Source organism: Pseudoalteromonas sp. SaAl2 (genome assembly GCF_052947895.1).
Window position 1 is genome coordinate 1977544 of record NZ_CM129605.1, and the last position, 14460, is coordinate 1992003.

The 14460-nt window shown below is 40.9% G+C and carries 10 protein-coding genes and 3 pseudogenes; 7 read left to right on the forward strand and 6 right to left on the reverse strand.

Features of this window, described 5'->3' with window-relative positions; translation table 11 throughout:
* Positions 1-57: 57 nt before the first annotated feature.
* The 3 genes and pseudogenes from plsX to yceD all read right to left on the reverse strand — a co-directional run bounded on the left by plsX (position 58) and on the right by yceD (position 1817).
* Positions 58-1100: pseudogene (gene plsX / locus ACU8V8_RS09565) on the reverse strand (phosphate acyltransferase PlsX).
* Between the two features lie 12 nt (positions 1101-1112).
* Positions 1113-1283 carry a 50S ribosomal protein L32 gene (gene rpmF, locus ACU8V8_RS09570; RefSeq protein WP_008109865.1) on the reverse strand — a complete coding sequence of 57 codons (171 nt, stop codon included), beginning with the start codon at positions 1281-1283 and terminating at the stop codon, positions 1113-1115.
* Positions 1284-1292: 9 nt separating this feature from the next.
* On the reverse strand, positions 1293-1817 hold the full coding sequence (yceD, locus tag ACU8V8_RS09575; protein WP_446887301.1) for a 23S rRNA accumulation protein YceD: 525 nt from the start codon (positions 1815-1817) through the stop codon (positions 1293-1295).
* A gap of 142 nt (positions 1818-1959) precedes the next feature.
* On the opposite strand from yceD, the pseudogene ACU8V8_RS09580 reads away from it, so the two are divergent.
* Positions 1960-2557: pseudogene (locus tag ACU8V8_RS09580) on the forward strand (Maf family protein).
* Here ACU8V8_RS09580 and ACU8V8_RS09585 read toward each other — a convergent pair.
* Together ACU8V8_RS09585 and rluC are read right to left on the reverse strand one after the other, a co-directional pair.
* Complete coding sequence (locus ACU8V8_RS09585) at positions 2554-3201, reverse strand: HAD-IA family hydrolase (protein WP_446887302.1); 648 nt, start codon at positions 3199-3201, stop codon at positions 2554-2556. The pseudogene ACU8V8_RS09580 and the gene ACU8V8_RS09585 overlap by 4 nt on opposite strands.
* Positions 3198-4163, reverse strand: a complete 966-nt coding sequence (rluC, locus tag ACU8V8_RS09590; RefSeq protein WP_099294198.1) for a 23S rRNA pseudouridine(955/2504/2580) synthase RluC — start codon at positions 4161-4163, stop codon at positions 3198-3200. The genes ACU8V8_RS09585 and rluC overlap by 4 nt, the downstream gene beginning before the upstream one ends.
* A 613-nt stretch (positions 4164-4776) precedes the next feature.
* Between rluC and rne the strand changes: the two genes are divergently transcribed.
* Positions 4777-8061: a ribonuclease E gene (gene rne / locus ACU8V8_RS09595; protein ID WP_446887303.1), complete on the forward strand. Its 3285-nt coding sequence runs from the start codon at positions 4777-4779 to the stop codon at positions 8059-8061.
* Positions 8062-8247: 186 nt separating this feature from the next.
* On the opposite strand, the gene yejK is transcribed toward rne, so the two are convergent.
* A complete protein-coding gene (yejK, locus tag ACU8V8_RS09600) occupies positions 8248-9261 on the reverse strand; it encodes a nucleoid-associated protein YejK (RefSeq protein WP_446887304.1) in 1014 nt (337 codons plus the stop codon).
* A gap of 62 nt (positions 9262-9323) precedes the next feature.
* Here yejK and ACU8V8_RS09605 point away from each other — a divergent pair, with 62 nt between their 5' ends.
* The 5 genes and pseudogenes from ACU8V8_RS09605 (at position 9324) to ACU8V8_RS09625 (ending at position 14414) form a co-directional block, all read left to right on the forward strand.
* Complete coding sequence (locus ACU8V8_RS09605; protein ID WP_058558974.1) at positions 9324-9536, forward strand: YejL family protein; 213 nt, start codon at positions 9324-9326, stop codon at positions 9534-9536.
* 5 nt (positions 9537-9541) lie between these two features.
* Positions 9542-11049: pseudogene (locus ACU8V8_RS09610) on the forward strand (DUF3413 domain-containing protein).
* 243 nt (positions 11050-11292) lie between these two features.
* A complete protein-coding gene (locus tag ACU8V8_RS09615; RefSeq protein WP_446887305.1) occupies positions 11293-11649 on the forward strand; it encodes a hypothetical protein in 357 nt (118 codons plus the stop codon).
* Between the two features lie 86 nt (positions 11650-11735).
* Entirely contained in the window at positions 11736-13460 is a 1725-nt protein-coding gene (gene aceK / locus ACU8V8_RS09620; RefSeq protein WP_446887306.1) for a bifunctional isocitrate dehydrogenase kinase/phosphatase, read from the forward strand.
* A gap of 15 nt (positions 13461-13475) precedes the next feature.
* Entirely contained in the window at positions 13476-14414 is a 939-nt protein-coding gene (locus tag ACU8V8_RS09625) for a LysR family transcriptional regulator (RefSeq protein WP_087531863.1), read from the forward strand.
* Positions 14415-14460 lie beyond the last annotated feature (46 nt).

Below are 14460 nucleotides of genomic sequence, written 5' to 3' on the forward strand. Positions count from 1 at the left end.
TGCTCTTTTTTATTAAACAAATAAATAAATGTTTAAGTAAGCGCCTGACAGCATAATTTACTCGTCAGCCGTTACTTTTGTAGTTGAATGTGTTTGCTCGAAGATAGCGGCTATTTTTTCGGGAAGCTGACGTTCTACTTCTCTGGCGGCTTCATCGATAGCAGCATGAAATGCTTTAGCTGATGCATTTCCATGGCTTTTTACAACAATACCGCGCAATCCTACCAGACTTGCGCCGTTATACTGGTCGGGGTTCACCCTTTTATAGAGTTTTTTTATGACAGGACGTAGCATAAAAGCCATGCATTTATAGAAAAAGTGTTTTCTCAGTGCTTTGGTTAGCTTAAACATAATAAGTTTAGCAATGCCTTCACAGGTTTTAAGGGCAACATTACCCACAAAGCCTTCACACACGATGACATCAGATTTCCCAGTAAATATATCACTACCTTCACTATAACCGGTGTAATTTAAATAATCACATTGCTGCATAAGCAGTGCGGCTTGTTTAATATCTTCATGGCCTTTTATGTCTTCTGAGCCGATATTTAATAAGCTGACTTTCGGGTTATCACAACCGAGTGCTTGACCCGCAACTACTGAGCCCATAATACCAAACTGATATAAGGTTTGTGCATCACAGTGCACGTTTGCCCCTAAATCTAGTAAGTATACAGGGTGTTTTTGCTCGGTTGGAACCGCTGAAATCAATGCAGGGCGTTTTACTCCAGGCAGCATTTTTAACACATAATGCGCCATAAAAAGTAATGCACCGGTATTACCAGCACTTACGCACGCTTGTGCCTCACCTGATTTAACCAAATCAAGGGCTACGCGCATTGAAGAATCTTTTTTAGAACGTACTGCTAAAGCAGGCTCACAGCCATTAGTGACCACTTCACTGCAGTGACGAATAGTTAATCTTGGATGAGATAAAGAATCAAGGGATTCAAGTTCTTTAGATATTACTTGCTCATTACCACATAAGATAAGTCTTAAGTTGGCATTAGCATTTACCGCGTTAACGGCTGCGGGGATAGATGAACGGGGGCCATAATCGCCCCCATCATATCTAACGCAATGGTTAGATTGGTCAGCATATAAGCAATCTCTTAGTTAGAAATTACTTGTACGCCTTTGTAGTAACCATCTGCAGTCACATGGTGACGACGATGAGTCTCACCAGATGTTTGGTCTACAGTTAAAGTTGGACCACTGATCGCATCGTGTGAACGGCGCATGCCGCGTCTTGCACGAGACTTTTTGCTTTTTTGTACAGCCATAGTCTTCTCCTAAGAATCTTTCTTAAGTTGTTTCAAAATATCAAATGGATTTGGTTTATCATCTTCCGCCTTTAATACACCAAAGCTGGCAGGCTCTGCTGTATAACTGCATGAAGCTTCGTTGTGCGTAGGCACTAATGGAATTGCTAAAAGTAGTTCGTCTTCGATTAACTCAAATACGTCTATTTCACCATTTTCATCAAGTGCTACTTCATCGTAGTCTTCTGGAAGATCATCTGACTCTGCATCCAAACCGACTGGCGAATACACAAAGTCTTGATCCAAATCCAACCCTAAATCACCATTACAACGTTGACAAGTAACAGTTACGTGTGTGGACAAATTGCCACGGATCACAACTAAACCTTGCTCATCATTCTTGCAATGAATTTTTACCGCTATTTCACCTACTTCTTCCTGGATAACTTCTCGTAAACGAGTCAGTTTTTCAAGCTGTACAATACCGTCATAACTTAAACGGTGCTGAGCTGCTTTACCTGGATGAAGAGTGATGGGAATTTTCACCTTTTGCATAGGGGCTGCATCATATAGATAGTTACTTGGTTAGTCAAAGTAAAAAACCATTTTTAGCTGGTTTTTCCCGATTCATTTCTTTGTTTTGCCAACGGATCTGATTTATCCTAACTCAATCTGATTTTCATTAGGAAAATAATCCATGCAGCACTCACTTATTTTAGCTTCAAGTTCACCCTTTCGTCAGTCTTTATTGCAAAAATTTAATCTTCCATTTGCCAGTTTTTCCCCTGATGTTGACGAAACACCCATTGCCAACGAATCACCCAGCCAGCTAGTTATGCGTTTAAGTGCATTAAAAGCCCAAGCCGCAAAAGGTCAATTTGACAACGGGCTGGTCATTGGCTCAGATCAAGTGGCGGTTTTTAATGGTCAAATATTAGGTAAGCCGCATAATAAAGAAAACGCCATTAAACAGCTCAGCTTATTTAGTGCAAATACGGTTACTTTTTTAACCGGTTTAACTGTGTACGATTTAAATACAGACACGTCAAAAACCATTGTAGAGCCTTTTGAGGTGACATTCAGAACACTCACATCAGCACAAATAAGTGCGTACTGTGATGCCGAACCAACCGTATAACTGTGCAGGGAGTTTTAAAAGCGAAGGACTCGGTATTTGTTTGTTTAAAAAACTCAGCGGCGATGATCCAAATAGCTTAATTGGACTACCACTGATTAAACTCAGTCAAATGTTGACTGAGTTTGGTTTAGATGTACTAGACAACCAAGCCCGCTAGCCGAGTAACAGCGCAGATAATTGCTGATATGAGCCAACCGTAGCAATTGGCTCAAATTCGTTTAATTGCGCTTCATTATGCACCCCCATAGTGACACCTACTCGATCAATATGCGCAGCCTGAGCCATCGCCATATCAATTTTAGTATCACCAATCATCAGCGCTTCATTGGCATTTATATCAAGCTCAGTAAGTAGCTGAAGCAACATTTCTGGTGAAGGTTTAGATTGCGCATCATCACTTGTGCGTGTGGCCGAAAAATAATGACCAAGCTTTGTTTCTTCCAATAAACGCTCAAGCCCTGCTCGGCTTTTCCCTGTCGCGACCGCTAAAATAACCCCTTTGGCTTTTAAACTTGCCAATGTCTCTGCTACATCGGCAAATAAAGGCGTAGGTGTAACATCAACATGTTTATATTGATGCTTATATCCGGCGATTAAATCAGGGTATAAATTGACATTATCGGGGAATAAAGTCGCTACAGCATGCTCAAGCGATAAGCCAATAATGTTTTTTATTGCCTCATTACTTGGCGCAACTAAGCCACACTCTAATGCAGATTCGTGCATACAATTGACAATTTTGGTCACCGAATCCATTACAGTGCCATCCCAATCAAATATCACTAATTTATAATTTTTCACGATTTAGCTGCGCGTAATGTTTTTATGCAATTAGTTAACGTTTTATCAAGTGGCGCTTCAACACGCATGGTTGTTTCGTTTTTAGGATGATAAAAACTCAAATCATGTGCGTGTAAAAATAGTCGGTTTAAACCAATTTTGCGCATGCCGGCATCAAATGCCTGATCGCCGTATTTATCATCACAGGCAATTGGGTGACCTTGGCATTGGGTATGAACACGAATTTGGTGCGTGCGCCCTGTTACCGGTGAGGCTTGCACTAACGAACATTCATCAAAACGTTCAAGGACTTTAAAGCGAGTGTGTGACGGTTTACCCTCTTCACTGTTATCTACTCGTACTATACGCTCCCCTGACTGCAAGGTATTTTTGCGTAAGCCCTCTTTCACATTCTTGGTTTTAGACTCCCACTGGCCATCTACAAGTGCCCAGTAGTTTTTTTCCATGGTTTTTTCACGCAGTTGCTCATGTAAAGCCGTTAATACAGAGCGGCGTTTAGCAATTAATAAACAACCAGAAGTATCACGGTCAAGTCGGTGAACGAGTTCAAGGCTTCGTTCATCTGGGCGCAATGAGCGTAACGCCTCAATTAAGCCATAACTTAAACCACTACCACCATGCACAGCCATACCCGAAGGCTTGTTGATAACAATAAGGTATTTGTCTTCAAATAAAATGGCATCTTCAAGCTGCTTAACCTTTTCAAGTTTGCTTGGTACAAAGTCGTCTTGACGCTCTGCAATTTTAATCGGAGGTATACGTACCACATCATCAAGCTGGAGTTTATACACAGGTTTAATGCGTTTTTTGTTAACTCGCACCTCACCTTTACGTAAAATCTTATAAACAGCGCTTTTAGGCACCCCTTTTAAATGGGTAATAAGAAAGTTATCAATCCGTTGACCTAGGTGGTCTTCGGTAATCGTGACGAAAGATACTTGTAAGCCGGTTTTTTCTGACATTGCCTAATCACTGATTTAAGTAAAATAATTTAGTTGCTAACACGGTTATAATAGTGGGATAATCACCATTGCAGATTTAAATTTGCAATAACAACGGTGCTTTTAACACATTAAGACATTCGTGATGCACATTCTAGGTAATTGATCATACAGATCCGAGATAAGTTTTCCAAAGCTTTTATACAGACCTAGTTTACACGTGCGTTCAATTAACTACGGTGCGCGTAATATATCGTAAGTTAAGTTTGAGCATGAACAGCCTTATTTGCAGAAATAAAAGCAATTTGAACAGATAATTTGTCTGATCGTGACGGCGTTAAACGCCGTTCAGCAGATGTGCTGTAAATGCACAAGTTTATTTAATAAATGGTCGACTCTGGACAAAACACTAATACGATGCTGTAAAACAGCCGCTAGTTTTGTCGCCATTATGAATCTAATAACGTGACAACACGTTATTGTCAGCCAGCACCATAAAGATACTTGTAATTGAATACAGCACCAAGCTCCGCCACAGTTCCAGTCGTGAGACTGTATAAAAAGAAGCGAAAGGGGCAACTGAACAGGCGAAAAGTTTCGTCATGTCAGCGACATAACACAGTAGAGTAACAATATGAAACGTATGCTAATCAATGCGACGCAGCAAGAAGAAATGCGCGTAGCACTGGTTGATGGCCAGCGCCTGTATGATTTAGATATCGAAAGCCCGGGTCACGAACAAAAAAAAGCCAATATTTATAAAGGCAAAATCACACGTATTGAACCGTCATTAGAAGCTGCCTTTGTAGATTACGGCGCTGAACGACACGGTTTCCTTCCTTTAAAAGAAATCGCTCGTACTTACTTTCCGCAAGGTTACACCTTCCAAGGTCGTCCGAACATTCGTGACGTAATAAAAGAAGGCCAAGAAGTTATCGTACAAGTTGATAAAGAAGAACGCGGCCAAAAAGGCGCGGCACTTACAACCTTTATCAGTGTTGCCGGAAGCTACTTAGTACTTATGCCAAATAACCCTCGTGCTGGCGGTATTTCACGTCGTATCGAAGGTGATGAGCGTACTGAACTAAAAGAAGCATTGAGCCGTTTAGAATTGCCTAAAGGCATGGGCTTAATTGTTCGTACAGCAGGTGTAGGTAAATCGTTTGAAGAACTAAACTACGATTTAAAAGCACTCCTTGTACACTGGGATGCGATTCAACAAGCATCAAACTCAGGCAAAGCCCCGTTTTTAATCCACCAAGAAAGCAACGTGATTTTCCGTGCTATTCGTGATTATTTACGCCGCGACATTGGTGAGATCTTAATTGATAAGCCGCGTGTATTTGAAGAAGCTAAAGCCCATATCGAGCGTTTTCGCCCTGATTTTATGAGCCGTGTAAAACTTTATTCTGGCGAAGTGCCATTGTTTACACACTATCAAATCGAAAGCCAAATCGAATCTGCGTTCCAACGTGAAGTACGTCTGCCTTCTGGTGGCTCAATTGTTATTGACCCAACAGAAGCACTTACCTCTATCGATATCAACTCATCAAAAGCCACTAAAGGCGGTGATATCGAAGAAACAGCACTGAACACAAACTTAGAAGCCGCAGACGAAATTGCACGCCAATTACGTTTACGTGATTTAGGTGGATTAATCGTTATCGACTTTATTGATATGACACCACCTCGTCATCAACGTGAAGTAGAAAACCGTTTAAAAGATGCTGTTAGACCAGATCGTGCTCGTGTGCAAATTGGTAAAATTTCACGCTTCGGTTTACTTGAAATGTCGCGTCAACGTCTACGCCCTTCACTAGGTGAAGCAAGTCAAGGGCCATGTCCTCGTTGTAGCGGTCAAGGCACTATTCGTTCAAACGAATCAATTGCATTATCAATTCTGCGTTTAATCGAAGAAGAAGCCATTAAGGACAATACAGCACAAGTTAATGCACAAGTACCTGTTGCTGTTGCTGCTTACTTACTAAACGAACAGCGCCGTAGCGTTCACCGCATTGAAAAACGCCATAGCTGTGATGTAGTGATCATTCCAAATCAACACATGGAAACACCACACTACGAAGTAATGCGTTTACGTAAAGATGAAACACTTGAAACAGTGAGCTATGACCAAGTTGTAGCACCTGAACCAGAAGTGTTTGAGACATCTAAAACCCCCGCTGTTGCAGTACGTGAAGAGCCAAGATTGAAAGGTGTCGTAATGCCTTCAACCCCAGCTCCTCAAGCAGCGGAAAAACCAGCTCCAGCGCTACAAGCAGCCGCACCACAAGCTACTGAGCAAGTAGGTCTGTTAGCTAGCATTGGTAATTGGTTTAAATCTTTATTTGCTGACTCAAGTGAAAAACAAGAGCCAGAGAAAAAAGAACAAACAAATAAATCGAATACGCGTAATAACCGTAATCGTAACAACGAGGGTGATAACCGCCGTCGTAATAACCAACGTCGTCGTAATAACAACTCACGTAACAAACCTCAAAACGAGCGAAATGAACGCCCTACTGAGGAAGTAACAGCAGTTGATAGCAGCAACACTGAGCAAAAAGAGAACAGAAACGAGAACCGCAATAAGCGCCGTCGTAACCCGAATTCTCGTAAGCGTAATGAAAACCGTACTGATGATAAAAAGCCAGCAACTGATGTTAAAGAGTCTGTAGAAAATAAAGATACTAACGTTGAAAAAACTGAGCACAAGCCAAAAGCACGTCGTCAACGCCGTAACATTCGCAAGAAAGTTCGTGTGCAAAATGACGAAAGTACAGCTGTAGATTCGACAACTGAACAGCCTGTTAAAGCCGCGGAACAAAAGCCAGAAGCTAAATCTGTTGTTGACACTAAGCAAGCTGAAACACAGCCAAATGTTAGCAAAGACAAAGCACCTGAGGCACCAAAATCAGAGCCAGTCCAAAACGCAGCTCCTGAGCAAGATGCATCTGCTGACGAAGAGCAAGGGCAAACACGTACTCGTTCACGCCGCTCACCACGCCACTTACGTGCCGCAGGACAACGTCGTCGTCGCCCTGAGCAAGGTGAAGAAGGCAATGAAACACAAGGTACTCAACCACCTGCGTTTATTCCAGTTGCGGATCAAGCCGCAGCAGAATATGAAGCAGAACTAAAAGCGAAATCACAAGAAACAGCAACTGATTCATCAGAGCAAGTAGAACAAGCGCTTGCCACTGAAGATTTAGCAAAGATTGAAACAACCCAAGAAGCACCTGCTGCAACTGAAGAAGCACCTGCTGTAACTGAAGAAGCACCTGTTGCAACTGAAGAAGCACCTGCTGCAACTGAAGAAGCACCTGCTGCAACTGAAGAAACTCCTGCTGTAACTGAAGAAGCACCTGCTGTAACTGAAGAAGCACCTGTTGCAACCGAAGAAGCACCTGCTGCAACCGAAGAAGCACCTGCTGCAACTGAAGAAGCACCTGCTGTAACTGAAGAAGCACCTGCTGTAACTGAAGAAGCTCCTGCTGCAACTGAAGAAGCACCTGCTGCAACTGAAGAAGTGCCAGCTGCTACAACCGAAGAAGCACCCGCTGTTACTGAAGAAGCGCCAGCTACAACCGACAAAGCACAAACTGCAACTGAAGAAACACAGGTTGCACAGGTTGAAGCCGAAGTAGCACCAGTATCAGCTGTTGAAACGCCAGTTGAAGCTAAAGCAGCACCTATTGCCCAAACCGCTGCTGCAAACACCAAAACAGTGATTGCAGCGGGCCATGCAAGTGCCCCTATGGCACAGCCTACACCTGTTGCAGACAGCGAAGTTACTCACACGCCAAAAGCGATGGCACATGACCAACGTGAAGCTATCCCTGATAGTGGTTTACGTGCAGGCTCTATCAAGCCTGCTGGTCGCGCAAGCGCTGCAATGACTAAAACCATGAGTGTTGACTAACACTCTGGGTTTAGCCAAAAATAATATAAAAAGCCGCGTTAATGAAAATTAACGCGGCTTTTTGATATTCGTAACACCCAATTTATACTCACTAAAAAAGCGAAGTGCAAGCACCTCGCTTTTAACTAACTCAAATCTGCTTATTACTACCGCTTATGGCATAAAGCTATAACTAACAACTAAAATCTAATCTTCACTTTCCATAAACCGTTGCAGCTGATCTTTCAAGTTCGGTGGTATACCTTTAATCACTAAAGTATCCGTTGCTTCGTTATATGTGACACGCTCTCCCAAGTGCTTACGTTCAAAGCTGATACTTACACCGCCGCCAAGGCCGGAGAACTTCACCATGCTAGTAACTGTTTTTTTATCTACCGGGAATGACTCTTCTAAATCGTAGCTTTGCTCTTTGCAAAAGCTATCGAATGGGTTGTCGTCGCCTTTTGTTAGTGCTTGTGATAGCTCACTGACATTGGCATCTTCCCCTGTGGTTACACAGTCATTACAGTAATCAAACACTTGTTTGCGTAAGTCATCTTTTTCTGACTTATCAAATTGCTGCTCAGATAAGTAATCTTCAACGGCGTTAAGCATGGCTTGACTTTGCTGTTTTGGATCAATACCTTCTTCACAGCCTAGAAAATCTAAGAAAAAGTCTGCCACTTTACGCCCAGCACGCCCTTTTATAAAAGAAATATAACGGTTGTCTTCGGCTTGGGTATCCCACCCAGTTAAATCAATTCGCGCCGCTAGCTGCATCCGCGAAATATCTAAGTGACGTGATGACGCTAAATCAAGCTCTGAAGTAATTGAGTAATGTTCTTTAATATTGATCATGGCAATCAACATATAATCAGTGGCAACATACTGGTAATGACAAAAAATTAAATAACCGGTTTCATTAAACGCGTACTTATTTAACTCTTCTTTTAATACTGTTGTCGCTTGCTCTGTCATGTGCCAAAAGCCAAGCTCGTCGTTGCGATAGCTCTGCATTGCTGATGCAACAACACTATTTTTATCGCCACTGAAAGCACAATAGCCTTTACCTGGTTTGCCATTGTATGCGTGATGTAGTTGCTCAATAAAAACTGCAACTTTATCATTAACAGCCATTTCATCGTTGCGTAAATGGATCTGCGTATCGTCGTCTTTTTTGTCTACATAATGAACGACTAACTTTTTAACATCTATTGTCATCTTTGTTTTTCACGCCTCTGGTGTTAAAATACGAGAATATAACTCTTTTATTGAACCAACTGATGCCAATCTTATCAAAATATTCTAATGATGAAGTAGAACAAATCGTCGATCAGCTCATTGATGTGTTAACTGAGCACAATGCGCCGGTTGATTTAAGTCTTATGTGTTTAGGAAATTCTATCACGCATATCTTAAAAGAGCATGTACCAACAGGGAAAAGACAAGCCGTTGCTGATAACTTTGCCAAAGCATTAGCGCAATCGGTTAAATAACATATATGAATTTATCGCAGCACAATCAGTTTTCGTCTAAAGCGAGTCAATTACTAAGCTGGGGGCATTGGTTTACCTTTGCTAATATCGGTTTAGTCTTATTTATTAGTTTAAGCTATTTATTTGCCGACTCGCCACCGACAACAGCAATGGGCAGCGTGTACATGCTGGTTACTTGGCTTAGCCACACTAGCTTCATCACCTTTATTGCATTTGTGCTGACGGTTTTTCCGCTCAGTTTAGTGTTTCCTTATCCTCGCCACATTCGTGGTATGGCAGCGGTATTAGCCACATTAGGGGCATCACTATTAACATTAGACGCCTATGTATATTTTAATTTAGGTTATCACCTAAGTAGCTCAGCGCTGCCTGAAATCGTCTCCCTGTTGTGGCACCGCCTAACAAGCTCGCCAGCGCTTACTACTTTATTGGCAGGCGGGATTGTTATACTAATTTTAGCGTTCCAGCTACTCGTTAGTAATTATACTTGGCACCATTTAGCACGCTTAAAACAATATAAGTTTGGCCGTTATGCCACGTCTGTGTTGGTCACTTGCTTTGCGTTAAGCCACAGTATTCATATTTGGGCTGATGCAAATCTGGAGTTTGACATAACTAAACAAGATAACGTTTTACCACTGTCATACCCTACTACCGCCAAAAGCTTACTGGCAAAAAACGATTTACTCGATATCGAAAGCTATAAACAAGCACATAACGTAAAGCTATCTAGCCAAAACATTAATTATGCTTTGCCCACACCGCTGCCACGTTGTGAAGCTAATAAAGCCGCTAACATTACAATTTTAGTATTTAATGATAATGAACTTTTTAGAGAGCTTTACCAATAAAAACAGCAACTTATATAAAACAGAGCAGTTTCTACAGCCAGTAGATACGCAAGATACCTTATTTAGCTTGATTTATGGCTTACCCGCTTATTACAAACCCGCTTTGTTTACACAGCAAGTGCTTCCTGCTTGGAAAAATAAGCAGCGCAGTTTAACAATAACAGGGTTTGCAGATTTTGATTATATCAATGACACAGCCACTACTCGCGCTGCGATTCGTATAATTAATGCAAATGATACGGACATTGAATCTCTTGTATTCGATGATGCAGCCCATATTTTTGCATTCAGCTTAGCTAAAAATAGCAATGACGTAGTAACTACTTCCACCCTTTACAGCTCAGATAAAAAAATTAACCAAGTCGAAGGGCTTATTCAGCCAAGTGATATCATTGCAACTAGTATTGGTGAGTACTTAAATTGCCCGCAAATCACCAATCAAAGTATGCTGGGTGTAAACTTATACGCTAAAAAAAGATGATACTGGGGTTACTTACTCGCAAGGTGTCTTTATTGCGTATAAAAAAGACCGGATCACATTAATTGATTCAGACGGGAATTATAAAAACATCTCTGCAGCGCAAGGTTTTTCTATTGAGCAAGGCTTAGATATTCCGTTTTTAGTGCAAAGTATTAAAAAGTTAAAAACGTTTACTAATTAAGCTTAAGCTATGAAGCGAGGGCCACTGTATTTATTTTAAGTGGCTCTATTACATGACTTGTTATTTACCTATTTTGGGTTATATTTGTATAAGGTAATTATGCAAGGAAGCTGATATGAAAACCAACCTCATCCTATTTTTATCTTTTTTACTTACCTTGCTATTTTCGGGCTATTGTATTGCCGCTAATGCTCATTACTACAAATGCACTACTGATCGTGGCACTGTATTTAGTCAATTCCCTTGTGGTTCAATGCAACTGAGCACAAAATTAAACAAACCAATGTGGCTTTTTCTGATCCTAACGCGAACCATGTTAAAACACTTAATACGCTGGAAAAACAACAAATAGTTCGTAACCTGAATGCACAAATTCGAAGTCAAAATCACCAGCTTGATATACTTTCACGTGATAGGGATCGTGCTGAATTTAATCAGCAACAGCGCTTGAAGCGTATTTTAAGTGACAGTGAAATAAAAAAAGTTACTAAAGATATAAAAAAACAACTCAAAGAAATTAATAAACGTTATGCTAGAGATGTTAAAAAAGTCGAAAAGCAAATAGATAAGCTTGAAAATAAACTAAAACGTTATGAATAAGCTATTGGGTTTTACTATTATTTAGCATACTCTTAACAAACATAGAGCAATAGCTCTATGTCGTTTTTTTAGGAGTACTCTCACACATGCACGCACACACAATTGCAGAGTTCATATTAAAGGGCTTTAAAAAGCACTATCGATTATTTCAAAAAATCACTTCGCAAGCGCCAATTGCTTTTTCAGAGCAGGATTGGCCGCAATTGCATGAAATCAGCCTCCTCAGAATTAGCCATTACGACACCCGTGTAAATGAAACCATCACGCAATTAAAAGAAGCTCATCTTGCCTTAGCGAATCAATTAGATGAAGAACTCTGGCTTGAAAGTAAGCGACATTATCAACAGTTTTTACAATTCCACCCTCAGGCTGAACTTGCTGAAACATTCTATAACTCCGTTTTTTGTAGGCTGTTTCATCGACGGTATTTTAATAATGATTTTATTTTTGTTGAAACCTCACTCGCTAATGCCCCTGCTTTGCCGCTCGAAGCTGAATATAGAAGTTTCTTTCCTGTTGTTGATGGGTTAAAGCCCACAATCCGTAAAATAATAAACCAATTTGATTTTAAAGCCCCTTTTGTAAACTTAGAACGTGATATTCGCCTACTCGTAAAAGCATTTTATAATCAAGCACCGGATACCCACCACAGCGCATGGCAAATGCGTTTTGATATATTGCAAACTCCTTTTTATCGCAACAAGGCGGCTTATATTGTCGGCCGTGTTGTTTCAAGCAGTGGTATACAACCCTTTATCATTCCAGTATTACATCATAAAGAGGAAGGCCTCTATCTAGATGCACTACTTACTAACTCCTCACAAATGCGGGTTATTTTTGGCTTTGCTCGTGCATACTTTATGGTCGAAACACATGCCCCTTCGGCATTGGTGCGCTTTTTAAATCAGTTAATGCCAAATAAAACATTAGCTGAGCTTTACAACGCAATTGGATTTCACAAGCAAGGTAAAACAGAATTTTATCGAGAGTTTTTGGCTCACCTTGCCCGCTCGAATGATGACTTTGTTATAGCGCCAGGAACCCCTGGTATGGTAATGATGGTATTTACCCTTCCTTCATTTGGCTATGTATTTAAAGTTATTAAAGATAAATTTGGCGAGAGCAAACCATTTGGCAGAAACACCGTACTAAAACGCTACCAGCTTGTTAAAAGTCATGACCGAGTCGGTCGTATGGCTGATACCATAGAGTATTCGAACGTCGTATTTCCTTTATCCCGTTTTGACGATAACTTACTCCTACAGCTTAAAAACACTATTGGTGAGTCAATGGTTATCGAAGGTGATTTAGTCATTATAAAGCACTTATATATAGAGCGTCGTATGACCCCGCTGAATTTATTTTTAGAATCAGCTACTAACGAAGAAGCGGTAACAGCAATCAATGAATATGGACAAGCGCTTAAAGAAATGATTGCGGTGAATATCTTCCCTGGTGACATGTTGCTTAAAAACTTTGGGGTTAGTAATCATAATCGCATTATTTTTTATGACTACGATGAAGTGCAATACCTAACAGACATGAACTTTCGGACACTGCCTAAAGCAAAAAGTTATGATGACTACTTAACTGATGAGCAAAGCTACTCTGTAGCACCACAAGATGTATTTCCTGAGCAGTTATGTACATTTGTAATGCCAAACCCGCGTTATAAAGCTATTTTTATGCAGGCACATCCAGAGCTTTTGGATGTAGGTTACTGGCAGCAGGCTCAAAAGAATATTAAAGATGGTGTAGTGAGCCATATTTATCCATATCCGAACACACAACGTTTTATCCAGCACTGGTAAACGCAAGGACACACAATGAACATCAGCAAGATAGATTTAAATTTACTGGTATATTTAGACACGCTTCTACGTGAATGCAACGTTACACGTGCAGCAAACCAACTAAGTATCACTCAACCAGCAATGAGTAATGGCCTAAAACGGCTGCGTAATTTATTTAATGATCCTATTTTAGTACGTACCAGTGATGGCATGGTCCCGACAGAGCGCGCTATTGAGTTACAGCCTGTGATCCGTGGGATTTTAATGACGCTAGAGGAAACCCTCGCACCTAATAGAGAGTTTGAAGCGAGTCAGAGTAAGCGCGTGTTTAGAATTATGGCCAGTGACTATGCAGCTAGCACACTCGCCCCACGTTTACTAAGTAAATTACATGAAGAAGCCCCAGACACCACCTTAGATATACTCACACCCAGTGATGTTACCTTCCACGATGTTGAAAATGGTAAAGTTGATATGGCCATCAATCGCTTTGAAAACCTACCCCAGTCTTTTCATCATAAACGCATATGGAAAGACAGCTTTTGCTGCTTAGTAAAAACTGATAACCCAATCATTGAAAATTTCAGCCTTGATAGTTATTTAAAAGCACGCCACATTTGGGTAAGTAAAACCGGTTTTGGGGTCGGTGTAGGTATGGATCCTAAAGATGTGCAAAAGCTTGGCTGGGTTGATGAAGCCCTTGCCCACTTTGGCAAACATAGAAACATTGCCACATTTACCCGTAACTATCACGTTGCAATTCATTTAGCCAAAGAACAAAACTTAGTTGCTACACTGCCGTCAAAGGCCGCCAATATATATGTAGACGATCCTGGTTTAACAATTCTTGAGCCACCTTTCCCCATCCCTCCTTTTGAGTTAGATATGATATGGAGTCCATTGCTTCACCGTGATGCCAGTCATATTTGGCTCAGACAGAAAATAGCTGAAGTGGCAAATGAGTTAAAGTAAAACAATTACATAATAGCTTGTAAAATTTGCGAAACCAGTGAGTAAG